Origin of the sequence: Acetatifactor aquisgranensis (assembly GCF_943193215.1) — a bacterium.
In the GTDB taxonomy this organism is placed as follows: Bacteria; Bacillota; Clostridia; order Lachnospirales; family Lachnospiraceae; genus Acetatifactor; species Acetatifactor aquisgranensis.
The window spans coordinates 43,796-70,722 of record NZ_CALPDH010000030.1; the positions used below are offsets into that span (position 1 = coordinate 43,796).

A 26,927-nucleotide genomic window follows, 5' to 3' on the forward strand; every position below is an offset into this window, starting at 1 on the left:
TGTTATTCTTATCTTTCCTGCTGCTTATGCCCCTCTACGCTGCCCGTGGTGCTGTCCCCGTCCAGCTCGTCCGTGTCCGGCAGCTCATCTGTATACTTGGAAAGAAAAGCCCGCACACCCGCCCATACCTTTTTTACGGGCAGCCCACACAATGCCATATTCTTAAAAATGCTGGTGATCTCATAAGCTATGTAAAGCAGGCTGAAAAACTCCGCTACGCCTACTGTCTTAAGCCCCAGATAACCCCGCGCCGTCTCCGGGATAAATCCGATCAGATTGATCTTGATAAGCATGTCAACCGCCAGCATGAATACAAGGGAAATCAGCATTGCCACTTTCCGTATTGCGCCGTCAATCCCCGCGCAGCTGTTGAACTTCTTTTCTTTCACTGCCCGCAGCACCCCGAAAACAGTATCAAATACAATCGCCAGTATTACCAGCTCGATCACTTTATTGTGTGCTGCCGCGTCGATAAATTCTAATATTTTCATTTCCATAATTCCTGCCTTTCTGCCTGCAAATTTAATGCCCGCTCTTTCAGTTCCGCGCCGTCGTACCCTGCTACGCTCTCCCAGTTTTCCAGAGTGGCGGTTAAATCAGCAATAAGCCTGCTCTGCTTTTCAATAATTTCCTGCTGCTCATGCAGCACTTGTAGCAAAATATTACTCATGTACTCACTCCTGCGCCTGCTGGCTGCCTTGCCTGTGCATCAGCCGCCATTTTTATTATTTTCTTTCGTAAATGCAGGCTGTCGGCGTGTCCTGCGTGTCCCGTCCAGCTTGCAATGCTCTTTTGTAATTTTTCCTTTGTGATCTCACCCCTTTCATATTTCTTGATCGTTCGCTTGATACGTTTAACGCTGTCTGGTCTTACTTTCCTGTGTGTCGCCCTGTGCTTATAGCCTACAAAATCAATGCCGTTCTTCGCGCATAAAATAGCCGTCTTTGGGTTCAGCTCTAAAATAAGCTCTTCCCTTAAGAATCTTTCAATATCAGCCAGCCAGCGCCGCAGCTCGTCCTTGTCCGGGCTTAATGCAATAAAGTCGTCCATGTACCTTTCGTATTTTTCCGCACCCAGTGTGTGCTTGATGTACTTATCCAGCTTATCCAGATAAATATTTGCGAATAGTTGGCTTGTAAGGTTTCCTACGGGTATGCCCGTACCGTCCGGCATCTGCCCGTTATGCTCTATGATCTTGTCGATCAGTGCCAGCGCCCCTGCGTCCTTTATTACTTTCCTTATCTCTGCCTTAAGCAGATCATGGTTGATACTCTGGAAATAATGGTGTATGTCCGCTTTAATCGCATATAAAGGCATATCCGGGTGGAATCTCTGCCACTCATAAAGCCAGCTTTTCAGCGTATCAGACGCGGCGTGCATACCTTTATTTTTCCTGCAAGCGTAAGAATGGAAAATAAAACGCTTTTCAAAAATCGGTTCCAGCACATTGTTAATGGCGTGCTGCACTACCCTGTCATAAAACGGCAGTGCCATGATCTGCCGTTCTTTCGGTTCATATACCTTAAAATATCGGTACTCGCCCGGCTCATAGGAAAGCCCCAGAATTTCATTTCGTACCCGCTCTAAATTTTCCTCTTTGTCTTTGGTAAATATTAAAACGTCCTTGCGGTATCGCTTGCACTTCCGGGCTTTATTATAGGCTTTCTGCACGTTCCCGTAGTCAGCCATAGCCTCTACAAGCGTAAGCCGCCTGCCGTTTTCTCCTGTGATATGCCCTATTCGTTTCATAATAAAAAGCCCCTGCCTTTCGCTTTAAGCTACTAACCAGCAGCCCTGCTTTTTCTCTTTGCCTTTCGGCGGGACAGTCACTCTGATTCTGGAATATTAAGCACTCTTAATATTCTAATCCTTGCTAGTGTTCCTTAGATACGCTAAGCCTGTAATGCTTTCACCAAATCACACGCCCCGCGCACGCCGATATTCGTGTTCACGTTCCACGGGTAATTGTTGCAATTCACGGCACGCGCGCCCGCGTGAACGCCATTGTTCCAGTTACCGCCCGCGATCAGCGCCGCCAGAGGGCTGTAATAAGCGGCTGCCCCATATGAAAAGCTACTTTGTAGCCTTTACCTCTTCTATGATCTCCCCCAGCATAACGCCCAGTTCTGTAAGTTTCTTTCCACTCTCCCCGTAATGCTGCTTATTCATTGCGCTGTATTTCAGATCATTTGCCAGCCGTAGTAGCTCTTTACTCTGCTGTAATGCTACGTCTGCCGCGTACAAGTGGCTTTTCGTCGCCGTTTTCTGCCACTTGATAACATCTTGCAGCATTTCCAGCACCGCGTTTCTGGTTGCCGTCTGCAAACTGAATTTTTCATACTTTGGGTATCTGCTTAGTATCGGATATATGTATAGCAGGAAATCATATATTTTCTGGTGTAGTATGTCCCCTTTATCTCTTATTGACATTCTTTATCTATCCCCCTGTATCGGCTGGGCTTTCGCCCGCCTCTACATAGAATCACACGCCCCGCGCACGCCGAGATGCGTGCTCACGTCCCACGGGTAATTGCTGCAATACACGGCACGCGCGCCCGCGCGAACGCCAGAGTTCCAGCCACCGCCCGCGACCAGCGCCGCCAGAGACGCATAATAATACTGGTAAATGTTTCCTACGTCGTATTTTGTGGCATTGTCCCTTAAAGGGCTTTTCTTATCCCAGCCCCACGCTACTGTAGGGTGGAACTCTGTATTTGTGGCGTGTTCTGCCCGCGTAATCAGATCATTGAGCCATTCCCAGACGCGCCCCACGGCATCAACGCAGCCCACGGCAGAAACGGCATTTACCACGCTGCCTGTAGTCCCCCTGCCCGTGTTCGTCGTTGCCGTCCACGCGTTTGTATTTGCCCCGTCAAGCCCCTGCGGGCTGCCATAGGCATAGGCGCAAAATTCGCTGTAGTCCGGCATACGCTTACCGCTCTTCATAAGCCTTTCCGTAAATGTGTACCAGTTCATGCCCTCCGTGCCTGTCATTGGCGCACAATTATATTCCGATTTCAAGCCCTGTGCGCCGTCGTCGGAATTAAGGTAAATGTCTACCCATGTGCCGCCGCCCAGATATACCATACCCTCCGGGCTGCATTTCGGGCGGTGTCCCAGCGTCCACACACTGCGCGGCAGAATCCCGTTGCTTACCGCGCTTTCCCAGCCTGTACCAAAAATAGCGCCGCCGCTGTTCACGGGCTGCATATTATCATTGATCTTGCGGCAGCGCCCATAATGAAATCCGCCGATCTTGCGGCTGTTGCTGGCGTTCCACCCGCTCGGATATGTAGAGTTAAGGGAAATAATATACTGCTCGTCCTGTGCGTCCTGCCTGCTGTCGCAGATATAGACGTAATAGTCGCTGCCTACAGCAAAAGCCGCGCCTATATCCAGATTAGAGGCATTAAGTACCGTGTTTCCTGTCTTAAAGATACCCGCGCCGCCCACGGCAATAACGCAGCCCTCTATTACAGTGATCTCATTCGCCCCGCTTGCATATAAATACTGGCTCGTCGGCGCTACAATGTCGCTGATCGTCGCCAGCTTATTTACATTCAAAAGCGCCCGGCGGTCTGTCTTTGTCACATCATCAACAAATATTCTACTCATACTGTTTTAACACTCCTTTCAGTGCCGTTATATCGTCCGCTGTCATTCCTGCCACTGCTGCCGCCTTTTCCAGCCCTATAGCCGTATTTTCAGCAGCAATACCCTTTGACAGTGTTAATACCGTCCTGTCGTTGCCTGTCTCGCCTGCTGCCGCTGCCTCGTCCGTCTGGGTGTGCGTTACCGCCGTGATCGTCCCGGAAATGCCACCAGCCACAAAAGCCATGCCCGGCGCTGCCTCGTCGCAGTAATATACTGTTACTGCTTTCTTTTCCTCTGCCGCCGATACAATAGCGCACTGTATGTAGCGCTGCTTTTCCAGACTTTCAATTTTTGCCAGCAGATCAGCCGCCGCCAGCTCCCCGGCTGCCACCATAGCAAGGCAGTTGTAGTAATCGTCTTTTGTCTTTAATGTTTTGGGAAATCCTTTCATAATCTGCCCCTTTCCTTAAAATGTATTTGCAAGATAGGAATTGCCGATATATGCAATTCCTAACACCGCCGTTTCCTCTGTTCTTTCGTAATGCTGGCACATGTAGGCAGCTCCCAGATAGCATAAACCTAAAACTGCATCATGCTTATAATTGATGTTCCAGCCGTTTTCTACCAGCGTAAGCCGCCTGTCAAGCTCTGCCAGTGTCTCTGCCGTCTCCGCGCCGCCCGCCTCTGCCAGCTGCCGCAGCTGTTCTACCTTGTCTGTCAGCCCGTCTATTTGCAGTTGCAGGCTGCCTGCAATGTCCCCGCCCAGCTTTTCCTTTATATCCTCAAACCATGCGTTAAACTCGCTTTCTGCCTCTGTCTGGAAAAGCGTGATCTTTGCCATGAAAGCAGTGTAGGCTTTCAATAGCTCCGCGTCCCAGCCGTCCAGCGTGCTTTCAAAAGAATTGTACCGCTCGCTAAACTGGTTTTCGTACTGGGTAAACAGGCTTTCGGTCATGGTTATGTAATGTTCGTAAATGCCCGCAATCTCGCTTAGATACTTTTCCATGTCCTGCTTGTATATGCTGAACTCGTCCAGCACCGCTTGACTGTAAGTATTAAAGAAATCATTAAACTGTTTTGTCAGTACGCTTGCGTCGATCTCTTCTATTGTGCCTGTCACAATGCCGCACAACGCACTGTTAAAACGCTGGTCTGTAATGTCCTTTGTCTGAATCTTTGTTACGCCTTTCCCTACATAAATATCAGCTATGGCAAGCTCCCATATTTCCGTATTCCGGGTTAAGGCTGCTGCCGCAGGCTTTGCAGACGGCACGCCCTTTAAGACGGTCAAATATATGTCCCTTTGTGTCAAGTCCCAGCGTACAATTACCCGGTCTATGCGGTTAAGCGCCCCCTCTGCCGTGCTTAGCGTAATGCTCTGGCTTACAGGATTTCGGAAAGCATAGCCATTGATAAACGCATACCCGGCATTTACCTTGATTTCCATTTTGTCATAGGCTATTACCTGTAGCCCGTCGCTGGGTTTCGGGAAAACGCCGTTTGCTATGAACGTGGCAAAATACCACGCCCAGTCCTCGGCTTTATATACCCTGTCGTATTGTTCATCTACCAGAATGGCATTGAACGGCAAACAATTAGCCATGCCTTTTACCTCACTTTCCTTATCTGGTCTACCAGCGTAGGCAGGCTGTCCCCAAACGTCGCCTCTATTTCCTCTGCGCCTTTCTGGTATGTCTCTGTTACTTCCGTTATCCTTGCGTCAATCTGTATACCCCACTTTGTTTCCTTGCATGTGATCCTGTCCCCTAAATCAAAGTCCTGCTTAAACTTAAGGTTAGAATTTGTGTTAATTGTGCTTACAAAATTTATGATCTTTCCGTAGTTTTCCAGCTCTGCCGCCGCCCTCGTCTTAAGCATCTGCAAATAGGTATTAAGCGGTATTGTTACCTCTGTTTCCCCGCTCTGGTATTTCCGGGCTATGTCCGTCGCGTCACAAAACACCTCTATAAGTTCCAGACCAGACGCGCCCTCTCCGTCTACCGTCGTCACTGGCTGGCTGCCGCTGTCGTCTGCCGCGCCCTGTATGTAAATGAAATTCCCGCAGTTTTCTATACTGGCTGTATATTCCTGCTCATTTACATTGTCAAAATCCCTCGAAAAGATACAGGGCGTGTTACCCTCGCTGTTTTTCGCTGTAAGGTCTTTGCCCTTATACAGATAAAAGCCGTACTGCCGCGATCTCTCGTTAATCAGAATGTCATAGCCCAGCTTTCCTGCCTGCGCCCTCGCCTTTACTTCCTTCCCCAGCTTTGCGTATACCTCGTTTGCGTACTCTACCGCGCTGCCTGCCATTGTTTCCTGCGCCAGCATGATAAAACGCGGGAAACGGCGCTTTGTGCTTGCGCCGCTGCCGCAGTTATTCTTTACCATTGTGTTTATAATGCTCTGGTTCGTCGCTGTCGCCACGATCTGCGGGCTTATGCAGCGCTTGTTAAGCCACTGGCTAAGCATGTAGCCCTGTGCCTCTATCTGCTCTAGCCCGTTCTCGTCTTTGGTGATGTGTACATAGGTAATCTGTGCCGCCCTGCGCCAGATACCGCCTGCCGCGTCCGTTACTTCCCTCTTTCCGTCGTGCTTTACAATAATATTGCCCTCTATAAGCAGCCTTTTATTATTGTCCGTGATCGGCGCAAGCAGATTAAACGTGCCTACGTCAAAATACTTTACATGCCATAACAGGCTTGCCATTTCGTCGATCAGTCCCAGCGGCTCTACTGTCTCGTCAAATACTCTAAGCTCCATGCGTCATACCCCCAGATATTCCTTGTCATAAAAAATAGAGACTTCCATAGAATTTACGCCGCCGTCCGCATCATAGCGGAAATTGTTGTCCCCTATGTCAAGCTGCATGAATGTACTGTCTACGTCCACCTTGCGGAAATAGTCATACTTTACCCCGTCCCGCGTCAGTGTAGCGCCCTTGCTGCCGTATTTCGTGTTTACCTCGATCACATCCCCGGTCTGCATGGTTACATTCAGCTTTATAAATTCTTCTGTGTCTACGTTTAAAATAATCGGGTTTGTAACTGTCCCCAGTGCGGTAAACCTTACCCGCATACCTGTTGATACGTCGCCCTCATTAAAGCAGTCCACAATTACGCTTTCAGCACGATACCCAAAAATCATGCTTTTACTGTTGTCCTTTTCGATCACGCAGGGGAAATGCCAGGCAGCCACCCAGCTTGCTATATCTTCCTTTTGCTCGTCCTCTTCCCGCCAGAACGGGTTAAGGCAATCCAGCTGTAAGCTGAACTGCTGCAAAACGCTTTTTCTCCCTACGTCCGGCTTTCCATGCAGGCGGCAGTTAATAATACGCTTAAAGCTGCCATACTCATAGGCAAGCGTGCCGCCCAGCTCCGGGTTAAATATCTTAAGCAGCCTGCGGCGCAGTTCGTAAGACTGCTGCTTATCCCTTGTGTTGATATGCCCCAGTATGTCTACGTCCCGCGCCTCTATCCGTTGCCCTACATAGGTATCTCCATGCTGCCCCATGCTGTTTGTGCTGTATACTGCATTTGTCACGCCTGCTATGCCGTCTACGTCCTTGCTTACGTTGCAATGGTACACACTGCCTACGCTAAGCTCTATGCTTTCGCCCCTCTCATTGGTATAAACCAGCTTTTCATACATCATGCTAACACCGTCCTTGCTGCCTGCTTAAACTGCCGCTGTGCCTCTTTCTGCTGCTTTGCGTAGTCCGTCGTATTGGCGTATATATTCTGTGTGATATGTACTACCGGGCTGCCTGCTGCCCCGCCGCCTTTCGGCTTTGGTTTCCACGGCTCCCCGTCTATGTCGGTATCAGAAAAATTGACTCTTGCGCCTACGTCAAACTCCTGCGGTATGCTTTCCTCGATCTGCTTATTTACTTTTTTCATTTCATCAGAAAAGCCCACGCCGATACCCTGCGCCATAAATAAGCCTACCTCGTCCCGGAACTTTTTAGACGGGCTTTCAATCCCTAAAGCGCTCTTTGCGGCATCTAGCAGGCTGTTTGCAAGGCTTGAAACTTTATCTTTTAACCAGTTCCAGCCATTGCTTATGCCGTTCCAGATACCCTGTACAATGTTGCTGCCGATTGTCGCAAAAGAACTGCCTATATTAGAGAAAGCATTTATAATTCCGTTTACGCAGTTTCGCATACCCTCTACGGCTTTATTTTTTACCTCTGTACCCCACTGGGCTACTTTGGAAATAGCGCCGGATATGCTGTTATAGATTTTCTGCGGAATTTCTTTTACTATGTTCACAACGCCCGTAACCATGCTGTTCATTACCTCGCGGGCTTTGCTCACCATATTTGCGCCCCACGTCGCTACTTTTGTAACCGCTCCTATGATGCTATTCCAGATTTTCTGCGGTGTCTGCGTTACTATGTTCACGATTGCCGTAAGCATGGTATTCATTACCTCTTTGGCTTTGCTTACCATGTTCGCGCCCCATGTGGCTACCTTTGTAACCGCTCCTATGATACAGTTCCAGATTTTCTGCGGTGTCTGCGTTACTATGTTCACGATTGCCGTAAGCATGGTATTCATTACCTCTTTGGCTTTGCTTACCATGTTCGCGCCCCATGTGGCTACTTTGTTCACTGCACCTATGATGCAGTTCCAGATTTTTACAGGCGTTTCTTTCACAATGGTTACAATGTTCGTAAGCATGGTGTTCATTACGTCTTTTGCTTTTGCCTGCATATTTGCGCCCCATGTGGCTACTCTGTTTACGGCATCTACTATGCAGTTCCAGATTTTCTGCGGTGTTTCTTTCACAATGCTTACAACATTTGTAAGCATTGTGTTCATTACCTCTTTGGCTTTTTCCTGCATATTCAAGCCCCATGTGGCTACTCTGGTAACTGCATCTACTATGCCGTTCCAGATTTTTTGCGGCAGCTCTTTTACAACGTCTATAACTTTGGTTACAAACTCTGTAATGACTGTGCCGCCTTTTTCTTTCATGCTTGCGCCCCACTCGGCTATTTTTTCTATGCCTGCTGCTATCGCCTGCGGTATCTGTGTTGGCAGCTCCTTTAGCTTGTTTAAAATCGTCGTCACAAGCTGCCCTGCTGCCGCCACGATTTTAGGCAGCCCCGTTACAAGCCCCTCTACAATGGCTACAATAATCTGCGGTACTGCTGCTATAAGCAACGGTATTGCATCTATAATGCCGTCCACAAGTGCTACTATAATGTCGCCTGCGCTCTCCAAAATAAGCGGTATGCCCTCTACCAGTGCATTTATTATGCTGGTTATAATCTGCGGCAGTTTCTCTATGATGACTGGCAGCGCCGCTATAATCCCGTCTGCAAGCCCCGTGACAAGCTGCAAGGCTGCATCTATCAGCATAGGCACGTTGTTTATCAGCGTATCCACTATGGTAAGCACTGCATCTACTACGCTTGGTATCAGCTCTGGCAGCGCCTCGCCCAGCCCTTTTGCCAGCCCCGCAATAATCTGTACTGCGCCCTCTGCCAGCGACGGTATCAGCTCCACAATGCCGTTAATCAGAGTGGTTATTATCTCCGTTGCGCTCTCTGCCAGTGTCGGTATCGCCTCTACAATGCCGTCCACAAGCCCCGTAATCATTCCTACGCCCGCCTGCACGATTGCTGGCGCACTCTCTACAATGCCGTCTACAAGCCCGTTTACAAGCTCTACGGCAAAGCTGGTAATCTGCGGCAGCATTTCTGCCAGCCCGTTTACCATATTGCTTAGTGCGTCGCCAAAGCTCTGCGCCAGTTTCCCCATATCGCCGCCCGCCTCTGCCGCACCCTGCGCCAGCTCGTTTGCAAACTGGCTGAAAATCGGTAGCGCCTGCTCGCCTATCGGCATGATAAAGCTGGTCTGTAGTATCCTGCCTGCGCCCTGCATAGCCTCTGAAAATGTGTCATATTTTACGGCGTTAATCTTCCCCATAGCGTCCGTGGTCTTGCTTATCTGCCCCTCAACGTCCATAAGCGACGTGCAGGCATCAGCGCCCATATCTTCCCACATAGTACCCATTAAGCCCACGCCCGCCGTATACTGTAGGCTCTTGTCGTCGCAGTTCTTAAGCGCCTCGCTTACTTGGCTCATAGCCTCTTTTGCACTGTCGCCGCCTTTTTGGAATTTCCCTACCACTTCGTCTGCGTTAAGCCCCAGACTTGTAAGGTATTCGTTTGCCGTCCCGTCATTCATGCGGATACTAAACTCCTTAAAAGCGTCGCCCATCTTGTCTATGCTCCAAACGCCAGTAGCAGCGCCATTAGCGATAGAGTTAAACATATCCTCTGCGCTTAGCCCTGCCTGCGAATACTGGTTACTGTATTCGTTGATAACGTCCAGCAAATCCCCGTTCTTGTTAAGCCCGTTCTGTGCGCCCTGCGCAATAAGGTTATATGCCTCGTCAGAGGATACGCCGAATTTTTCCATAAGCTGCGTTGCGGCTCTGGTGCTTTCCGCTACGTCAAAGTCAAACGTATCCCGCAGCGCTAATGCGTTGGTCGTCATTTTTTCCAGCTCGTCTGCCCCTAAGTCGCCTGCCTGCTGCCGTACCTCTGCCATAGCTGCCGCTATGTCCTCAAAGCCCTCGCCAAAATTAGCGTTATAGATGTTCTCCATAACCTGCTTGTACTGCCCTGCGTCCTCTGTAGCCATCCCCGTGGCTGCGCAGAAATCATTTAAAGCGCCCTTTGCCTCGTCCGCTTGGCTTACGGCATAGCCCAGCCCTGCCACTACTGCCGTGCCGATTGCAGCCGCAGCCGCCCCCACTGCCGCTATTCCTTTCGCCATAATGCCGCCCAGATTTCCCATAGCAGATGCAAGCCCGTTATGCCCCTGCTCGGTTTCTGCAAGCTGGTTTTCCACGTCGTATAGGGCGGCTCTTTCGTTGTGCAGCTGCGTTTCAAGCTCTTTAGCCTCGCTGCTGGTTTCCCCATACTGGCGCACCATGCTTTCATAGGCTCTTTCCGTTTCCGCTACCTTTTTTGCCTGCTCGTCATATGTCCTTTTAAGAACTTCCTGCTTTTCAGCCACGGCTTTTGCGCTGTCCGCATTGTTTTTATACTTTGCGTTTACTTCCTGCAATTCTGCGCCCAAAAGGGATAAGTTTTTATCTATCCCCTGACAAGCCGCCTCATACTGCCGCTGCGCCTGCACGCCCTCTGAAAGTTCGTTTTCTACAGACTGCAAGGCAGCGTCAGTATCAAAGAGTGCCGCCTCTGCATAGTTCAAATCTCTTTGCAGCTTTTGTGTAGCCTCGCTATTCTCGCCCGTTTGCTGTGCGCATCTCTCTAACGCCTTACGTGCCTCTTCTACTTTCTTTGCCTGCTCTGCATATTTTTCAGATAAAACGCCCTGCTTTGCCTTTAATGCCTCTATGCTGTTTTCGTTTCCTTTGTATTCTGCGGTTACTCGGCGCATTTCAGCATTAAGGTTTTTCAGATTATTGTTTATATCTTTGCAGGCTGCCTTGTATTCTGCCTCGCCGTCAAAGCTAAGCCTTGTTTTTATATTTTCTGTCTTATCAGCCATTCGCTACAGTCCCCCTAACGCTATGTCAATGTCGTCCAGTCCCTCTGTCGCCTGCGGTACTGCTGCCCGTTCCTGCCTAAAAATGTGCGGGTTATATTCCTTGTGGTATCTGAATAGTGTCACAATCTGGTACGGCGTTTTTCTCCATGCCTCACGCTCCCTATACCCCAGCAGCACCATAGCGATATACAAAAGCCGTGCAGTGTCTAGCTTTCCTGCACGGCTTTCATTTCCCCCGCCTCTTCGTCGTCCTCTGTTTCGGTATCTCTGCTGCCCTCTCCGTCGCCTGCTGTGCCTGCTGCAAACGACGCAAAAATAGCCCGCTGTACCTCTGCCAGATTTCCCATATGTATCAGCCTGCCTATCTGCTGCTCTGTGAAAAGCTGGGCGTTCTCGTCCTCTTCTAAAAGCCCCTCATTGATAAGCATTGTAAGCAGCCATTTTGTATCCTTTACCCAGTCTGGGTTACTCTGGTTAAAAGCCTCGCCCAGCTTGTCATAGCCGCCGAATTTCGTTTGAATTTCGTCCAGTGCGTTAAGGGTAAAAAGAAGTCTGTACTCTTTCCCTTTCAGCGTTACTGTATAGCCGCCGTCTTTAATTGCGCTCATATCAACAAATTAAGGCGCAGCCATGTGCTGCGCCTTTTCTCCTTTCCCTTTTATTCTGTTTTATACTGTGGGTATCGTTTCTGCTGGTTCTGGCACTTCCGTAAACCATGTTTTAGCTGCGTCGCTGTCCTCTGTGCCTACAAAGTCAGCTTTCCAGCGTCCGTCGCTCTTCCTTGCCGTAAAGCCTGCCTCAATGTCTGGCGTGTTAAACTTGATGCTTTCGCCCTTTGTTTCGTACTTTTCAGACGGCACTTTAAACTTAACCTTAAGTAGCCAGACGTAGCGGAAACGCCCGCCCGTTTTCTTTGCCCTAAAGCCGATAGCCACATATGGCGGCTCGTCGTCCTTTCCAGCCCATACTACCTTATTCTGGTCTACCATCTGCCCCAGTACCTCTGCCAGCACTTCCGGCGTAAGGTCTTTTACGCCCAGCTTAAGCGTGCCGCTGGCAAACTCTGATACGCTCTCACTCAGCGTATCGTCTGCGTATAAGCTGCCGTCTGCCGTCTTTACTGATAAATCAGCCGTCATAGCCTCTGCCATTCTCTTAGGCGTGCCGTAAGTTTCCACGCCGTCTGCCTCTGTGCATATTGCGTAGAATAAATCTCTTAATCCCAGTGTCATTGTCTTGTCACTCCTTTAAAATTTCGATTGTGATAGGTACTAGCCAGTACCCCGTTTCTGTTTCGTAGTTCTCTGTGTCAACGCTGTTAATATAAACGTCTGCCGCCCGCAGCACTTCCAGAGTTTTGTTAAGCTGTGCCTCAAAGTCGCCTTTATAAAAAAGCGTTACCCTATACATTTCCCTGCTTTCGCTCTCTGTGTCGTCTGCATTTACTACAGCGTCGCCCAGCAGCCGCAGGAAAGTATAATAGGCTTTCGGCTTGCATCTGCCAGTATATACGCCCCGCTGTGCTGGCAGCCCTGCGCTCTCTAAAATCTCTTTTATGCTGCTCATTGTCCCTGCTCACGCTCCCATACTTCCATTTGTGCATCAACTACTTTTTCGTGTGCTTTCGCATTTGCTACCGTCATATAAGGGCGGGCTGCTTTTTTACTTGTGCCGTATTCGTTTATAAATCCTATCGTTGCATATCTTACTTTGCTTTTATCGCCCTTTCTGTCATTTCCGTGCTTTGCCCTGCCCTGCGGGTATACATCAATATGTTTTTCCCTGTCGCCGCCCTGCACTTTTGTAGGCTTTATTGCTTTGATAAAGCCAGCGGTTTCCTCAATCCCCATGGCTTTTGCCTCTTCCCTTTGCGCCTCTACCAGCACTGCTGCCCCTGCTTGCAGCATTTTAGGCACTGCCCTTGTTGCTGCCTGCTCTCTCCTGCTAAATGCCTCTATTACCTCTTCCAGCCCCACCGTAGTAAACTCTGCCATTTTATTTGCCCCCTTTCTGTTGATTTTCATTCGACATTGTTCTATAATTTTCTTAAAAACGATAGAAAGGTTGTGTTTTATATGAAAAAGAAAACTATAGTCTTTTCCTGCCTTGCCGCTCTATTCCTTTTATCCTCTTTTAGCGGATTTGCAGGCGGTCTTGTTTCTGGTGGCGTTGGCTGCCTTGTTATCTGTGGTATTTTTGCTTTTCTGGCTTTCCGTTCTGCTAAATCGGTTACAGAAACAAATATGGAAGTACCGCAAACGCCTAACCGTTTTACCCCCCACCCGAACAAAAGTTCGTTTTCTCAATCCCTGCATGATAATACAGTAAATACCGATACGGCAAAAGCTCCCGCCGCAGCGCCAGTACCCAGCGCTCCTGCACAACGTCAATCAAAATACATATTTGCGCCTATAAAAGTCACTGGTGTAACTTTTAATAATGACGACGGCTCTTCACGCCAACTTATTTTGCGCAAACTTCATTTTCACGATAGCCCGTTTAATGAATATGCCGACGTTGAAATAAAGCAATATGAGTATAAAGGGCAGCCCGCTTACGGTGTCTATGTCAACAATATGCAGATAGGAAACATACCCGCTGATTTGATACCTTTTATACAGGACAATATAGAACGCATTGAAAGTATAAGTTATATTGATGTATACGGCGGCGGTCAAAAAGACGGTAAACCTATTTCTTACGGCTGTAAAATCACATTACGCTTTTTAAAAGACAATCCACCTATCAATGTTCCAGATACTCTGAAAATAAATGATTAACATTTCCTGCGGCGGTATCCCCGCCGCTTTTATGTTCCCTCGTCCTTATGTCGCAAGTCCGTAAGCGTAAGCTCTATGGTATCGTCGTCTATGTCGTAGGTCTTAAGCACAAAAAAGCGCCGCCCGTCCATTTCTATTGTGTCCTCGCCCTCATAGTCTGCCTTATGTACCTCGCATTTTGCCTCTACCACTTTGCCCGTTTGCTGGCTCTTAAAATACTCGCTGTAGCCTACTTTCTTCTTGTTGCAGAAAACAGTGCGGGCGCTCTCCTGCGGCTCATTCTCAAAGCCCCCAGCGTTTACCCTCTCGTCTGGCGGCTGCTGGCTGATTATTGTAAGCTCGTCTGCCCATGCTGCCATATCACTCCCCGCTTTCTGCGCCCTCGGTGTCCGTTTCGGACACGGGCGGCGCTGTGTTGTACTCCTGCGACAAAGCAAGCCGCATTTTCAGCGTGTCGTATGACTGCCTAAACTTCTCCGCTTTGTCGTTGTAGCCAAATTCTGCCTTGCAATAAAGAGTTACCGCCCTTATAATCAGTGCGTCGCCCTCGTCAATGGCTTTTACCCCGTCGTTTGCAAGGTCAGCTTTGCAGGCGGCTATACAGTCCTCTATTTCTGCCGTTATCTTCTCGCTGGTGCTGCTGATACGCAGCGCCGCCCGCATTTTCTCTGTTAATGTGGTAGCATCTGCCGCCATACGCTGCACCCTCTTTCTGGTTATCCCACGATTTCTGCCACGCCTGCTGCCACCAGCTCTGCCGCACGCTCCCCGCTTACACTGTAAGCCTCGCCTGCGTCCTTAATCTGGTTAAGCTGCTTGTCTAAAAACCTTGTAACGGCTTTTACCTTTACCAGCCCTGCTGCGTTTCCTGCCTCTTCCTGCGGCTTTTTATCATCTTTGGTATTTTCCTCTGCTGCGCCCTCTGCCGTCGTTTCCTGCCCCGTCTGCGGCTCTCCTGCGGTGTCCTCTGCCTCTTCCACTGTCTGCCCGCCTGCTGCCCGTTCCTCTTCCTGCCGTGCCGCCTCTGCTGCTGCCTTTTCCTCTTCTGTAAGCTCGTTTTCCTCTGGTACGTCCACCTCTACTGCTACAATTCTGGCTATAATATCCTCTGTCTTTCCAGCAGCGCTTACGCCCATATCCTTTGCCAAAGCCTGCAAGCTCTTATAATCCATGCTCTTAAGCTGCTCTGCGTCTAAATGTCCTTTCATGCCCTATACCTCATTTCTGGCAGCCAGCGCAGAACGCCAGCCGCCGTATTTTTCCTTACGCCGCCGCAATCTTCTTGATTGTTACCAGACTGTTTTTATCAACTACCTTACCGTCTGCCAGCATGATACCCTTTGTTACGGTGTCGTCGGTGTCGTTGTCCTCATACCGCTTTACACCCATAGCGTAATTGGTATTCAGCACATAGTCCTTGAAATTGAAGAGGAAAGCAAAAGCCTTTCCTGCTGCCAGTGTTGCCGCATAGCTTGTTACATAGTCGCAGCACACTACAGGTCTGCCTAAAAGCGTCCGCTCCGGCTTTCCTGCGATCCCGTAATTTACCCTGCCGATCGGCTGCCCGTTGGCATCTGTCAGCCCGTAATACTGCATGAATGTCTTTTTGCTCATGCACCATACCGCCCCGTTTTCGTATGCCTGCGGTAATGCCGCCTCTGCGTTAATCAGATCAGCATAGGCAGGCGCGGCGCTGTCAATGGTCTGTCCGTCTGCGGGTGTCTCCTGTAAAATTCCTTTCGGTTTCCCTGTCCCGTCTCCGTCAATGATCGCCTGTTCAATCGCCTTTGTCATTGCCTCAACAATATTGTTGATAAGCAGGGTTTCAAAAGCGCTCATTGCCATTGTGTCAACTTCCAGAGATACGGCTACCGCGCAGCGCAGCTTATGGTATGCAAAAGTAATCATGCCCTCTTTTTTGATGTCCTTTTTCTGCTTGTCGCTGCCTGCCCCCTCATTTACCCATGTAGCCACGGGTTTTACCGTGGAAACGGGAATACCTACGCCGCCCTTGTATGCAGTTCTGGTAACAAGGGCTAAGATCATGCCCGTACTTTCCAGCTTTTCTACGATCTGGTTCAGCACGGTTGTAGGAATAACCGCGCCTACGTCCGTGGTCTTGCTTACTGTGTCTGCCCTGTACTCTGCGGGGATTTTCGCGCCACGGCAGACATACTGCATAAATGCCTTTCTGTATGCCATGCTACCGTACTTATCCCCGTCGCCGTCTCCGTGATCTGCGGGCTTGAAATTGCGTAGCACAGTTGCGGGCGCTACCTCTCCCCCGTCGCCCTCTACAGGCTCGCCGTTTGCGATCTTTTCCAGTAACGCCTTGCGCTTTTCTGCTGCCGCCTGCAATGCCGCCCGCTCTTCCTGCAATGCCGTTACCTCTGTTTCCAGCGCCGCGATCTCTGCCTCTGTCAGTTCTGCTGCCCTTGTGGTAAGCTCGCCCTTGATCTGGGCTAACCTTGCCTCGATTTCTTTCAATCTGTTCATTTCCTGCAATCTCCTTTTCTGTGTTTTTTATAGACTGGCTCTGATCTTTAGTAGCCTCGCCCGCTGTAAAAGCCGCTCCTGCCTTTCTGCCTCATAGCTCCTATGTGCAAAACTGCGGGCGCTTATTTCAGTACCGCCGTTTGCTGGTATGCTCACGGCTGATACGTCATAAACCTTTTTGATCTCTAATATTGTCCTTGTATGCGTTGCCCTGTCGTAGCTGTCCGTTTTCACGGTAAAAGCCCACGACATTTTAGTTATCATTCCTGCCTGTATGTCTTGATACAGTCCCCGCGCTAAATCTGTCCTGCCTAAATCGGCTGCAATCAAAAGCCCCTTATGGTCTGGTATCAGAATAAGTGAACCGTTAGACTGCCGGGCAAATACGCGCCCCTCATGGTCATACTGCATAATTACGTCGCTCATGTCTGCCCCGTCCAGCGCGTGCGCGTCTATTCTTTCGTAAAACTTTGTCCCCTCGATCTCATAAAGCAGATACGGGCTGTCAAACGTCGTCGCGTAGCCCTCAACATAAAAATCAGTCTCTATCCGCTTTGCCGCTGCCTGCGCTGATAATGGCGCTGCCAGTGTCCTATACTCCCTGTCCTGCTTAATCGGCATCTGTTACCCCCTCTTTCTGTCCCTTATCGTCCGGCGCTGGCTCTTTCTCCGGCTCCGTTCCTGCTGCCTGCTGCCCCTGCTGCGGCATCTGCTGTATAATGATCTGTGGCTTTTCCTCTCCTTTTCCCAGCTGGCTTACTTCCGTATACTCTTTGCGGATATAATACTTTTCTCCGTCCTCTACGTGCGGCATGTTCCATATATCCATTACGCCGTTACGGTTAAGCAGCGCCCGGTCAAAAAGCTGTGTGCTTACTTGCAGCTTTGTAGCATTGCTGGCATATTGCAGGCGGTTAGAAGAAAACGTGATCGCGTTCCCGTGCGCAAGTTCCCGCTGTGAAAACGCCATATTTGACATGACAAGCGATAACTGGATTGCAAAAGGTTCTATTTTTCCCTCGTAATATGCGTTCCATGTTTCCTCGTCAAATTTGTTTTGCAGAATATCCATGTTTGTACCAAAATGCGTACATACGTTATCCTGTATCTGCTGCATTTGCAGCGCGTTTGGTGTATACGGCTTGCTTTCCACCTGTTTTACGTCAGTAAACTTATTATCATAAAGAATCATGCCGCTTTTGTTGTCCGCACTTAAATTGTCCTCTGTGAACCTCTGCCGCTCTGCTTTTATGTCCTCCGGCTTTAGCATATTCGCTATTTTTGCCATAAAACGTATGCTTGCTGAATTTTTCACGGCGTTAATAATGCCCTCGTTCTGGGTATGTATCAGCTGCATTGTGGGCTTAAGCGTGCTGTTATCCTCTCCGAAAAGGTCATCACTGTATTCAAAGTCAGTCATTATACCGACTTTTTCAAACTCAATCGCCCCATATTCTCCGTTTGCAAAAAGATACCGCAGATACACCCGCCCGGCAGCCTCTACTACTTCGCAGCGCTGCGCCCGCAGGGGATAAAAACCACACAAATTCCCTGCCTCGTCCTCAATAGGCACAATAAAAGCGGTATGCTCTACCGCTAAGATCGTCGCCAGACGTTTTATAAATTTTGTTGTGTCCATGAAATAGTTAGGTTTGTACTGCAATACCCTTTCCAGATGCTTTAGGGCGCTGCCCTCGATCTCCGGCTTTAGCTTGCTGCAATGTGTGGCAAAACTGTTGATTGCTACCCGCGTTAAGTCCATTTCGTATACGCCGCCGTTAAAGCTCGTAAACGTCGGGCTGTAGCCGTTCAGCATCTTAAAATAGCTGTCTATCATTTGCAGCCTCTTACCGTGAAACAAATAATCAAAAAATTTCACTCCGCTTACTCTCCTTTCTATGCGGCATTTTTCAGCAGTTCGCCGCACTCTTCCCAGTATTTCTGCCGTACCGTCATTGCATCAATGACAGATACAAAGCCGTCGATATGCGCCCGCTGCTCTATCTTTACAGGTCTGAATTTCCTTGTTTCCATGTTGTGCTTAAGCGCAACATTTAAGAAATGTGTCTTTTGTAGACTGTTTTCCGCGATCTTGAAATTGCCGTCTTTAATGATTCCCTCAAATTCCCGGATAACTGGCGTTAAGTTCTCGCCTTGATGTACGTCGTCCATATGGAACCCGTAATTTTTCATATCATTTACAAGGTACTGGGCGCTGTATCGGTCATATCCGATTTTCAGCGGTCTTATTCCGTACACTTCCAGCAGCATAATAAACCAGTTAAAAACGTCGTGGTAATCAACGTAATTTTCGCCGCTTAAAGTTATCAGCCCTTTCTTTACGAATATGTCATACGGCACGCCGTCCGTGGCTTGCAGGCTCTCTATGCGGTCTCTCGGCATAAAGAACTGTGTAAAGGAATACAGCACGCCGCCCCTTTCTATCACAACGCTTGCAGCCGTTAAGTCTGTAGTCTGGCTAAGATCAATGCCGCCCACCGCGTAGCAGTCTCTAAAGTCCTCTAAGGTCTTTTCAACGCCTGCGCCGTCCACTGTCGCATATTCCAGCCACGCTATAGAGCTGTTCTGCTTAATATTGCAGTATTTTGTTAAAAACTCTGCTTTCTTGCTTAAGCTGCCCTCTGCTACGGCTATTTCATCAATGAAAAAGCCCTCTTTTACAGAAACGCCCATGTTCGGGTTAGCTTTCTTAAGCTCTTCTATATCGTTCCACTTCTCCACGTCGTCTATCATGTAGATAAACGGTAAAAGCCTGCGCTCTTTGCTATTCCCCTTTAAAAAGCTGGTGCTGCGTTTCATAAGTTCATCATATATGCTGTCATTCTCATAGCCTGCTGTGCTTATGCTTAAGATCATTGGCTGTGTACGCGCTCCTAAAGCAGACTTCATAACCTCATACTGCTTTAGCCCTGCGTCGCCTCTCCATGCTGCCATTTCGTCACATACTACCAGCTGCGGGTTAAATCCGTCAGACTTTTTAGCATTAAAGGCAATCGGCTTAACAAAACTTTCTGTTTCCTCAATGTAAATATCGCTGCGCCTTTTCCTTGCCAGCTCCAAAAGCTCCGGCTCTGCCTTTACCATTTTGTGAAATCCGTCATATACCAGCGCCGCTTGATCTAATTTAGGCGCTAAGCAATAAATTTCCTGCCCGTATTCAGGCTCCAAAAATGCCATGTACGCAATAATGGCAGAGGCAAATAAACTTTTTCCGTTTTTTCTGCCGATAACTATAAATATTTCGCGGAAAACGCGCACTTTTTCTGCGTCCTGTATACCAAAAATGACAGAAATAATAGCTTTCTGCCATAGTTCCAGCTTTATAAGATCACTGCGCCCCTTGCTGTGGTGACAGAAATTTTCAATAAACTTGATCGCCTTATTTGTCGCTTTTGCATTGAAAAAATATTCCTGTTTTTCCAGCCCGTCCACAATGATCTTGTAAATTGCCTTTATCCATTTCCCCGCTACGATCTCGCCGCTGGTTATTTTTGCGTGGTACTCATAGATATAATTTTTATAGGGCAGCACTGCCGCCTACTCGTCCCGCAGGGCAGCCAGCCTGCTTTCCTTTCTTTTTGCGGCTGGCACTAATTCTGTCAGCTGCTTAATGACTGCCGCATAGTTCTTGCTTAATGCTATGTAAGTCTCTGCCTCCGGGCTTTTTTTCGTCCCGTACTGGTTTTCACCGTTCTTGTACTCACTCGTCCAGCCCTCCTGCTCTATTGTTTCCTGCAAGTCGTCAAGCTCTATACTCATAAAAGCAGCCTTTTCTATCAGCGGCGTTACTAAATTTCGCTTATTTTCTTCAAGCTCTGCAAATATTTCCTTAAGTCTTTTTTTCTCGTCCTTGATACGGTTTTCTTTTTTCTTTTTCCGCGCAGCCATTCCCTCTACCTCTCTTTCCCTGCCGCCTGCTGCCGCTGCCAGATCACCCCACCACACCCCCTACACCACGTATGCACGCGCCCGGAGGGTATTTTTAGGGTATCCCCCTCGGTATTTTCCCCCTTTATTTTTTGTTTTCGGATAGGGGGGATATGCCTCCCGCCGCATCAAACTTATACCGCAGGCGCAGCTTGCGCTTGTGATGCTCTTTGTTATGGCAGTCCTGGCACAATGCCTCTAAATTGTCCCAGCTTAGCGTTATGCCTGCATCGTTAATATTCTCTCTGGTTAAGTAGCGCTTATGGTGCGCTATCTTTGCAGGCTCACCGCAGCGCTCACATATATAGTCCTGTGACATTAAGTAAGCGGCTCTGGTATTCTCCCACGCCTGCGATAAGTAAAAACTCTTAGCCCATGCTTTCATACTGTCCCCGCTCCTTTCTGCGATACCCAGCGCCCTAGATTTCATGCGCCGGGTGGAGGCTAAAGAAATAAAAAAAGAGCAGGCTACTGCTGCCGTGTCACGGCTAAGCTATTGCCTACTCTTTTCATGTTACCATTATACAGCTTTTGAAATACCATGTAAACACCACGATTTTACCATGATATTACCAGCCCGGCTGCTGCCAGCTACAGCCTTGCCCTCTCTTCATCAATTCCCCATAACAATACAGATAATTCATTGATGATCGCTGTCACCCAGCGGCGCGGCGTGTTCTTCCCTGTTTCCAGTTCCTCTGCGATCTCTGCATACTCCATGCCCTGCATGAAATACAATTCAAACGCTTTATACTCTACCTCTCTGCCTGCTGCCCTGCGCCTGCGCTCGATCTCTTCTACTGCCGTATCTATGTGCGCTGTCATAATCAGCGTTTTAAAGCGGCTACGCCTAACGCTTTCCAGATATACCCGTTGCTGTTCTTCCGTCATTCCCTTAAGCTCTAACTGCTCGCCGTCGCTTACGGCGTGCTGGATATGGAAAACAGCATCACGGTAACATTTCATAAGCGTAAAGGTATTGTGATACTTATTCTGCCTCTTTTCCTTTTCTTCCTGCTTTCTGTATTCCCGCACTGCTGCCCTTGCCGCTTTCTGTATCAGCTCTTCAAATTCAGAGGCGGGAAGTGCTACCCAGCTTTCGCCTGTTTCCTCTCCCTCTGCTGCGATCTCTGCGCCTGCTGCCTTAGTTTCTGTTTCCTGCATCTGCTTTACTCCTTTCTTTTAACGCCCTGTCAATCCGTCCAAATATTGCCAGCAGCAAAATTATTATGATTATCAGTAAAAAATCCGTCACTGTTCGCCCTCTCCTTTCCGGCATGGTGGAAACGGGCAGTTTTCACAATCCGGGCTTTCGCATTTCCCGCCGTTAGTGTCCCGCAGTATATCCCGTATCATCATATACGGCAATATCCATACAGGCGTAGAAAAAAGAATAAGCCCCTTTGCCAGCAGCCCCAGTATGTATATTGCTATTTCTCCCACCCATTCCATATACGCCCTTACTGCCCCTGTAAGCGCCTCTGCGATCTCGTCCATAAACTTTATCATGTATGAAACACCCCGCTTTCATATGCCGTAATGACTGCCGCCCGCAGGCTGTCTGCCGCATCATTCCTGCGCCCTATCCTCTCCGGGCTTACATGTCTTAAATGCTCTAAATGATCGCTTTCCATGATCTCCGCTATCTTTTCTGCCGCCCGCTTACTGTGTGTGATCGCTCTAAGCTCGTCATTGCCGCCCAGTGCGTTGATCTCATACACCGCATAATGACTGCTGCCGTATTCCCTCACTTCCCAGCTGAATACACGCCCTTTAATCTCCAATGGCTGTATATTGTCTGCTACATTCCTGCATACCGTCCCTGCTGAATCAAAAGCCCCGCCCAGTCCCCGCATAAAAGCTGCGGCTGCGTTTGTAATCGCCTCTGCTGCTCTTGTGGCTACCGCTGTAAAGTCCACTCGGCTTATAGTCTTAACTGCCTTTTTCGCAAGTCTGCGCTGCTTTCTCTTATCAAGCAGCAAAGGCGGGTTTACTCCATGCAGTTTTTTATACCTCTTTTTCCATTGCCTGTAATTCATTCTGTTTTACCTCGCTTTCCTGCTTAATCACAATACGCCTGCTGCCGGGCTGCTGTATGATCGCCTCAACATGCAGATAGGCAGGCAGCAATACTGCGCTGCCCGCTCTAAGCTGGTACTCAATGCTTTCTTTCATTTTTCTGTAGTCCTCGGCTTTCGCTGCCTTGTCGCAGCCTATAAATACAGTTATTTGCTGCTTACTCTTCTTTTTCCGCTGCCGCCTGTTCATTGCTTATCCCTCTTTCCGGCTCTGCTGCCTGTCCTATCTGGTAATCTTCAATGCTCATTTGTCCCGGCAGCTGGTCTGCCCCCCGTGTCCGTTTCGGACACTTCCCCGCTGTGTGCGGTAACATCAATTCCCAGAATACAATACCCCTCTTCCAGCCCTGTATAATCTTCCAGCATATAAATAATATCTGTATCTATTGTGCGCCCTGTGTGCTTTCCGTCCTTAAATTCCAACATTTTAAGGCTGTCGCCCACCTTGTACCCTCTGTCATTCTTCCGTAGCTCAAACTTTTTCTTGCCGCTTACAATATCCCCATAGTAAGAAACGGCTATTTTTACCTCATGCGTTTTGTGATCTGCTTTCCCGTCGCTCGGCAGTTTCTCCATTTTCTCCCGGTCTGCCTGCTCCTGTAATTTCTTCTTTGTGTCCCGGTCTATTTTGTCCTGCTCGTCGCTATAACGCTGCTCGTCCGTCTTTTCTGCCTCTGCCTTGTTTATGTACTGATCGCACTTTTCACAAGTCCCCGTTTTCACATTGCAGTCTTTATACCGTTTACATGAATAGCACAAAGAGGTTATGCTTTCCGGGTGCGGCGTTTCGTAGTCGTCGCCCGCCTTTTTCTCTGCCACCTTTGCCGCTATTTCCTTTGCCCGTATACTCTCACCCGCTGCCGCCTTTTCTGCTATGGCTTTCTGCTCTTCTGGCGGCAGCTTTGCTGCCTCGTAAGCCGTTGTTACCCCTATATTTCCCTTTGCAAATTCTTCCTTGATCTCCTGCGTGGCATTGTTGTTAATGCTATCCATACGGGCTATATTTGTGGGGCTTTCGTTCATCAGCTCTGCTATAATATCCCGCATCTTTCCTGTGATCTCTAACCCGTCCTCGTCTTTCGCCCGTAAAAGCGCCTCTTTCAATCTCTGCGCCTGCTGGGTTTTCTCCCACGCTGTAAGCTCCCTGTTATATGCGTTTCCGATCAGCAGAGACAATTCAAACATTGCCCCGGTCATATCCTTGTACAGATACCGCACTTTCTTATATTCCTCATGCCCCCGCTCAATGTTCATAATGTTTGCAAGGTTCCTGCGGTGTCCGCTCACAATCTTAAATTCTCCGTTTACCCTGCCTAATACTGTAGGCTGCTGCTGCCCTACGGTCAAAAAGCTGTCTGCCAGCTCTTCTATGTTCTCCTGTGAATAGAAATTGCTTTCAGAGGGCTTTACATCATACGGGCTTAACCAGATTTCCGTATATTCGCTTATATTGCCTATGCCTGCTGCCCTGCTTTTCGCGTTCATAATATCCGTAAAGCCAAATTTTGTTTTCCCCATTTTCCTTACCTCGCTTTCCCTGTGTATCTGGTTACGAATTTCTTATAGTCCTGTGCGGCTCCGCAGCACGGGCTGTATTCATAAATCGGCTTGAATAAAAACGTACTTTCTGCCACTTTCCCGGAATATCTGATAACGCCCAGTAAAGAATAGCCGTTCTTTTCCGTTTCTATCCACTCCCTGCCTGCTGCCTCTCCGTCTGTGTTCTGATATGCCGTAACCAGAACGCCCAGCAGATGCAGCGCCGGGTTAAACTGCTTTGCGTCCTCTATCTGGTCTGCCAAAATGTCTAATCCCTCTAACGCCCACTCGTCTATTTTTACAGGTACTATAACCTCGTCCGTGATCGTCAGCGCATTTACCACATTAAGCCCTATGTCTGGCGGGTTATCAATAATGCAGTAATCGTAATAAGCGCCCACTGCGTCCAGCTGTGCCAGCCTCTTATACCGTTCTATCTGGTTCCCTGTCTCTTCCGTCGTCAGCTGCCACGTAGCGCCCATAAGTGACATATTCGCAGGAATAATGTCTATCCCCTCGTAATCTGTCCGCTGTATCAGCTCTGCTGCTGCCTGCCATTCCCCGGAAAGAAGTTTCGTGATCGGTGCCACGCTCTCCGCATCATATCTGCCGTATGCCTTGCTTAAGTTCCCCTGCTTGTCATTATCCAGCAGCAGTACCTTATATCCCCTACGGTGCAGCTCGTATGCCATATTCACCGTTGTAAAGGTCTTTGCCACGCCTCCCTTTAAATTCAACAAACTTATAACTTTCATTCTCTGCCTCTCTTTCTTGCGCCGCCTCCGGGCGCAGCTGCTTAATATGCTCTATTCTTTCGTGATCTCTGTTTCCAATGCCTGTCCGCAGTTCTCGCAGAAATTAGATATTTTTATACCCGTTATAAAGCTCCGATCTGCCACAATCCAGCTGCATACAGGGCATTTATAGGTTTCATAGTTTTTTAAGCCTTTAGCCGCCAGCTTTTCTGCCTGCGTCCCCTCAAAAATGGTTGTTTTCCTCGGTGCTTTCGGTATCTGCTTGTCAAGTGCAGAAATACAGGCATTGTGCAGCTCTGTATCATATATGTTTTCTGCAAATTCTGCCGCCGTTTTGTACTTTTCTAATTTTTCTATAGCCTGCTGCGCTGTCATTGTCTCCATATCTGCCCTGCCTCTCCTAAATCCTTAATATGCAACAGATACTTTTCTATCAGCTCTGCCGCGATCTGCCAGCCATAGCATACAGTTCTTACCTCGCTTGAATAACCAATGTATAAGCCTCTGCCTCATTTCCTGCGCCCCTTTCTGTCGTCTATGCCGTTCCAATATTCCCAGTTCCTCATATCCTCGCTGGCATGTGCTATAGCTACCGCTGCTGCACACATTACAGCGCCGATCAGAACAAAAAGAACCACGCCCACGACTATTACCACAATCCGTACATACTGCATTTTATCCCCCCTCTCCCTCTAATTTGACTAATGTATATCTGAAATACCCGTAGCCGTAATATTCCGGGCTATGTACTCCCTTGCTTATGCTGTCCTTGTCAACATAATATCCCTTTACCGCCCTCGGCTCTGCCTTGAACCATTGCCGATCTGAAATTATCCTTATTTCCGGCTCTGGTCTTACAAGATTCTTGCTGCTATTCCAGCGCTTACCCTGTAGCGCCCCGTCCTCTGCTTTCCTGTGCTTGTCTGTGTACTTAATCAGATATGCTGCCAGATCAGCATAATTTCCGCTGTCGTCCAGAGGAAAGACTTTCACCCGGTTATGCCCCTCATATGCCTTGTACCAGCACTGCTGCAATATTTTTGTATCTATCTGGTTAATAACTAAATGGTGATGCCTGGCTCCCTTGTCCCCGATCTCCATAACATGAATATATTTAAACTCTATCCCAGCCTTTTTATACTCCTTACGGCACTCCCTTAAAAATATATCTATGTCCTGCCGCATCTGCTCTTTTGTCCGTGGCGGCTCTCCCTTTCTGCGTATGTAGTCCAGCACTAAATGATAGTCGCCATAGCCATAGTTTGCATTTATCAGAATACGCAGCTTTCTTTCTGCCTGCCTTGTATTGATCTTTTGCTGTTGCTCTGTGGTGGGCTTTACCTTATCCCCCCTCTTTATCCCCTGCTTTTTATATCTGCTTGTAAAATAACGCTCTACCTCTATGGTCTTACCCGCCCTTGTTATCCTCTCAACGTATGGCATATATTTTTTACTCCTTTTAGGTCTATCTGGTCGGAAAGCTAATAGTTTTATCAAGTGGTAAAACGGGCTTGCGCCCGCGTATTACTTGACATTTCGCCATACAGTGATATACTGGATATAGGTTCTAAAAGCTGTATAGCTTAGCCCCTATGGTATTCCCGTACCGTAGGGGCTTTTAAATTATTCTCATTTAATGCGAATTTACAGGGCTGCTGCTTTCCGCTGCCTTTTAAGACTTCTGATCTGCTCTAACAGCCCCTTTTCTTTCCGGGCAAGCTCCTTGTGCTGTTTCAGCTCCTTGTAGTCGTCCCAGAGGCTACGGAAAATAGCAATGCTTTTGCCGTTTCTCCCGTGGCGGCTTAACCTGTTTGCCTCATTCCTTAATACTGCGCGTCTTAATTTCCTCATGTTCTTTAATCTCCTTTACAGTAAATTTGAATGTTTCATTGCATATTCAAAAGCCTTGTTATATGGCTCCCTGCAATCGTAACCAGTGCAGCTATGTAAGCGGCTGCCTATGCAGAAATTACAGGAGCAGGCTTTAGCGTAGTCCCACGCTTTAGCCTCTGTCTGCCGTTCCTTACACTCCATGTAATAGCGCAGCTTGTCTGCGTTTACTATCTCAATCCCCATACGGTCTGCCGTCTGTATTTCCCGGCTCATTCCCTCGCTGATACCATACTTAATGTAGCCCAGCAAACTAAAGTTCCTGTCTCCCGCACAAAAACGTCAAATTTAATTCTCAAGTGTCAAATACTATCT

General features: G+C 48.5%; 34 protein-coding genes and 1 pseudogene. 1 reads left to right on the forward strand and 34 read right to left on the reverse strand.

Annotated elements, in window-relative coordinates; translation table 11 throughout:
- Positions 1 to 8: 8 nt before the first annotated feature.
- From NFS35_RS21730 to NFS35_RS21795, 14 genes are all read right to left on the reverse strand, one after another.
- The gene (locus NFS35_RS21730) at positions 9 to 491 is read right to left on the reverse strand and encodes a phage holin family protein (protein ID WP_330640404.1); all 483 of its coding nucleotides are present in this window, start codon (positions 489 to 491) and stop codon (positions 9 to 11) included.
- Complete coding sequence (locus tag NFS35_RS21735; protein WP_251209159.1) at positions 488 to 670, reverse strand: hypothetical protein; 183 nt, start codon at positions 668 to 670, stop codon at positions 488 to 490. The genes NFS35_RS21730 and NFS35_RS21735 overlap by 4 nt, the downstream gene beginning before the upstream one ends.
- Positions 667 to 1,749, reverse strand: coding sequence for a reverse transcriptase/maturase family protein (locus tag NFS35_RS21740; RefSeq protein WP_251209160.1), 1,083 nt, complete (start codon positions 1,747 to 1,749; stop codon positions 667 to 669). Before NFS35_RS21740 ends, NFS35_RS21735 begins: the two co-directional genes overlap by 4 nt.
- Before the next feature lie 324 nt (positions 1,750 to 2,073).
- Complete coding sequence (gene avd, locus NFS35_RS21745; RefSeq protein WP_251209161.1) at positions 2,074 to 2,430, reverse strand: diversity-generating retroelement protein Avd; 357 nt, start codon at positions 2,428 to 2,430, stop codon at positions 2,074 to 2,076.
- A gap of 42 nt (positions 2,431 to 2,472) precedes the next feature.
- On the reverse strand, positions 2,473 to 3,615 hold the full coding sequence (locus NFS35_RS21750; protein ID WP_251209162.1) for a phage major tropism determinant: 1,143 nt from the start codon (positions 3,613 to 3,615) through the stop codon (positions 2,473 to 2,475).
- Complete coding sequence (locus tag NFS35_RS21755; RefSeq protein WP_251209163.1) at positions 3,608 to 4,045, reverse strand: hypothetical protein; 438 nt, start codon at positions 4,043 to 4,045, stop codon at positions 3,608 to 3,610. Before NFS35_RS21755 ends, NFS35_RS21750 begins: the two co-directional genes overlap by 8 nt.
- Before the next feature lie 15 nt (positions 4,046 to 4,060).
- On the reverse strand, positions 4,061 to 5,197 hold the full coding sequence (locus NFS35_RS21760) for a hypothetical protein (protein ID WP_251209164.1): 1,137 nt from the start codon (positions 5,195 to 5,197) through the stop codon (positions 4,061 to 4,063).
- Between the two features lie 5 nt (positions 5,198 to 5,202).
- The gene (locus NFS35_RS21765; protein ID WP_251209165.1) at positions 5,203 to 6,357 is read right to left on the reverse strand and encodes a siphovirus ReqiPepy6 Gp37-like family protein; all 1,155 of its coding nucleotides are present in this window, start codon (positions 6,355 to 6,357) and stop codon (positions 5,203 to 5,205) included.
- 3 nt (positions 6,358 to 6,360) lie between these two features.
- Positions 6,361 to 7,248, reverse strand: coding sequence for a phage tail family protein (locus tag NFS35_RS21770; RefSeq protein WP_251209166.1), 888 nt, complete (start codon positions 7,246 to 7,248; stop codon positions 6,361 to 6,363).
- A complete protein-coding gene (locus NFS35_RS21775) occupies positions 7,245 to 11,126 on the reverse strand; it encodes a phage tail tape measure protein (protein WP_251209167.1) in 3,882 nt (1,293 codons plus the stop codon). The genes NFS35_RS21770 and NFS35_RS21775 overlap by 4 nt, the downstream gene beginning before the upstream one ends.
- Before the next feature lie 206 nt (positions 11,127 to 11,332).
- Positions 11,333 to 11,734: a hypothetical protein gene (locus NFS35_RS21780; RefSeq protein ID WP_251209168.1), complete on the reverse strand. Its 402-nt coding sequence runs from the start codon at positions 11,732 to 11,734 to the stop codon at positions 11,333 to 11,335.
- 60 nt (positions 11,735 to 11,794) lie between these two features.
- Complete coding sequence (locus tag NFS35_RS21785) at positions 11,795 to 12,358, reverse strand: major tail protein (protein WP_251209169.1); 564 nt, start codon at positions 12,356 to 12,358, stop codon at positions 11,795 to 11,797.
- Positions 12,359 to 12,365: 7 nt separating this feature from the next.
- Positions 12,366 to 12,692 (reverse strand): hypothetical protein, encoded by a 327-nt coding sequence (locus tag NFS35_RS21790; protein WP_251209170.1) that lies wholly within the window; start codon positions 12,690 to 12,692, stop codon positions 12,366 to 12,368.
- A complete protein-coding gene (locus NFS35_RS21795) occupies positions 12,689 to 13,120 on the reverse strand; it encodes a hypothetical protein (RefSeq protein ID WP_172518798.1) in 432 nt (143 codons plus the stop codon). The genes NFS35_RS21790 and NFS35_RS21795 overlap by 4 nt, the downstream gene beginning before the upstream one ends.
- A gap of 81 nt (positions 13,121 to 13,201) precedes the next feature.
- On the opposite strand from NFS35_RS21795, the gene NFS35_RS21800 reads away from it, so the two are divergent.
- Positions 13,202 to 13,906, forward strand: coding sequence for a hypothetical protein (locus tag NFS35_RS21800; protein WP_251209171.1), 705 nt, complete (start codon positions 13,202 to 13,204; stop codon positions 13,904 to 13,906).
- Positions 13,907 to 13,935: 29 nt separating this feature from the next.
- On the opposite strand, the gene NFS35_RS21805 is transcribed toward NFS35_RS21800, so the two are convergent.
- From NFS35_RS21805 to NFS35_RS21900, 20 genes and pseudogenes are all read right to left on the reverse strand, one after another.
- Positions 13,936 to 14,265, reverse strand: coding sequence for a hypothetical protein (locus NFS35_RS21805; RefSeq protein ID WP_251209172.1), 330 nt, complete (start codon positions 14,263 to 14,265; stop codon positions 13,936 to 13,938).
- Between the two features lies 1 nt (position 14,266).
- Positions 14,267 to 14,602 (reverse strand): phage head-tail connector protein, encoded by a 336-nt coding sequence (locus NFS35_RS21810; protein WP_251209173.1) that lies wholly within the window; start codon positions 14,600 to 14,602, stop codon positions 14,267 to 14,269.
- Positions 14,603 to 14,622: 20 nt separating this feature from the next.
- Positions 14,623 to 15,114, reverse strand: coding sequence for a hypothetical protein (locus tag NFS35_RS21815; protein WP_251209174.1), 492 nt, complete (start codon positions 15,112 to 15,114; stop codon positions 14,623 to 14,625).
- A 55-nt stretch (positions 15,115 to 15,169) separates the two neighbouring features.
- Positions 15,170 to 16,396: pseudogene (locus tag NFS35_RS21820) on the reverse strand (phage major capsid protein); the annotation flags it as partial.
- Positions 16,397 to 16,429: 33 nt separating this feature from the next.
- On the reverse strand, positions 16,430 to 17,023 hold the full coding sequence (locus NFS35_RS21825) for an HK97 family phage prohead protease (protein WP_251209176.1): 594 nt from the start codon (positions 17,021 to 17,023) through the stop codon (positions 16,430 to 16,432).
- Positions 17,013 to 18,239, reverse strand: a complete 1,227-nt coding sequence (locus NFS35_RS21830; RefSeq protein ID WP_251209177.1) for a phage portal protein — start codon at positions 18,237 to 18,239, stop codon at positions 17,013 to 17,015. The genes NFS35_RS21825 and NFS35_RS21830 overlap by 11 nt, the downstream gene beginning before the upstream one ends.
- A 59-nt stretch (positions 18,240 to 18,298) precedes the next feature.
- Positions 18,299 to 19,954 carry a terminase large subunit gene (locus NFS35_RS21835; RefSeq protein ID WP_330640405.1) on the reverse strand — a complete coding sequence of 552 codons (1,656 nt, stop codon included), beginning with the start codon at positions 19,952 to 19,954 and terminating at the stop codon, positions 18,299 to 18,301.
- A gap of 6 nt (positions 19,955 to 19,960) precedes the next feature.
- On the reverse strand, positions 19,961 to 20,368 hold the full coding sequence (locus NFS35_RS21840; RefSeq protein WP_251209178.1) for a hypothetical protein: 408 nt from the start codon (positions 20,366 to 20,368) through the stop codon (positions 19,961 to 19,963).
- Positions 20,369 to 20,435: 67 nt separating this feature from the next.
- Positions 20,436 to 20,735: an HNH endonuclease gene (locus tag NFS35_RS21845; RefSeq protein WP_251209179.1), complete on the reverse strand. Its 300-nt coding sequence runs from the start codon at positions 20,733 to 20,735 to the stop codon at positions 20,436 to 20,438.
- Between the two features lie 206 nt (positions 20,736 to 20,941).
- Positions 20,942 to 21,514, reverse strand: a complete 573-nt coding sequence (locus NFS35_RS21850; RefSeq protein WP_251209180.1) for a hypothetical protein — start codon at positions 21,512 to 21,514, stop codon at positions 20,942 to 20,944.
- Positions 21,515 to 21,601: 87 nt separating this feature from the next.
- Positions 21,602 to 21,859: a hypothetical protein gene (locus NFS35_RS21855; RefSeq protein ID WP_251209181.1), complete on the reverse strand. Its 258-nt coding sequence runs from the start codon at positions 21,857 to 21,859 to the stop codon at positions 21,602 to 21,604.
- Positions 21,856 to 22,332, reverse strand: coding sequence for a hypothetical protein (locus tag NFS35_RS21860; protein ID WP_251209182.1), 477 nt, complete (start codon positions 22,330 to 22,332; stop codon positions 21,856 to 21,858). Before NFS35_RS21860 ends, NFS35_RS21855 begins: the two co-directional genes overlap by 4 nt.
- Positions 22,333 to 22,357: 25 nt before the next feature.
- Positions 22,358 to 22,618 carry a hypothetical protein gene (locus tag NFS35_RS21865; protein ID WP_251209183.1) on the reverse strand — a complete coding sequence of 87 codons (261 nt, stop codon included), beginning with the start codon at positions 22,616 to 22,618 and terminating at the stop codon, positions 22,358 to 22,360.
- A gap of 47 nt (positions 22,619 to 22,665) precedes the next feature.
- Positions 22,666 to 23,946 (reverse strand): ParB/RepB/Spo0J family partition protein, encoded by a 1,281-nt coding sequence (locus tag NFS35_RS21870; RefSeq protein ID WP_251209184.1) that lies wholly within the window; start codon positions 23,944 to 23,946, stop codon positions 22,666 to 22,668.
- Positions 23,947 to 23,951: 5 nt separating this feature from the next.
- Positions 23,952 to 24,722, reverse strand: a complete 771-nt coding sequence (locus tag NFS35_RS21875) for a ParA family protein (RefSeq protein ID WP_251209185.1) — start codon at positions 24,720 to 24,722, stop codon at positions 23,952 to 23,954.
- Between the two features lie 51 nt (positions 24,723 to 24,773).
- Positions 24,774 to 25,106 carry a hypothetical protein gene (locus tag NFS35_RS21880; protein WP_251209186.1) on the reverse strand — a complete coding sequence of 111 codons (333 nt, stop codon included), beginning with the start codon at positions 25,104 to 25,106 and terminating at the stop codon, positions 24,774 to 24,776.
- A gap of 125 nt (positions 25,107 to 25,231) precedes the next feature.
- A complete protein-coding gene (locus NFS35_RS21885; RefSeq protein ID WP_251209187.1) occupies positions 25,232 to 25,396 on the reverse strand; it encodes a hypothetical protein in 165 nt (54 codons plus the stop codon).
- 1 nt (position 25,397) lies between these two features.
- A complete protein-coding gene (locus NFS35_RS21890; protein WP_330640406.1) occupies positions 25,398 to 26,219 on the reverse strand; it encodes a rolling circle replication-associated protein in 822 nt (273 codons plus the stop codon).
- 147 nt (positions 26,220 to 26,366) lie between these two features.
- The gene (locus tag NFS35_RS21895) at positions 26,367 to 26,573 is read right to left on the reverse strand and encodes a hypothetical protein (RefSeq protein WP_251209188.1); all 207 of its coding nucleotides are present in this window, start codon (positions 26,571 to 26,573) and stop codon (positions 26,367 to 26,369) included.
- Positions 26,574 to 26,588: 15 nt separating this feature from the next.
- Entirely contained in the window at positions 26,589 to 26,864 is a 276-nt protein-coding gene (locus NFS35_RS21900) for a hypothetical protein (protein ID WP_251209189.1), read from the reverse strand.
- Positions 26,865 to 26,927 lie beyond the last annotated feature (63 nt).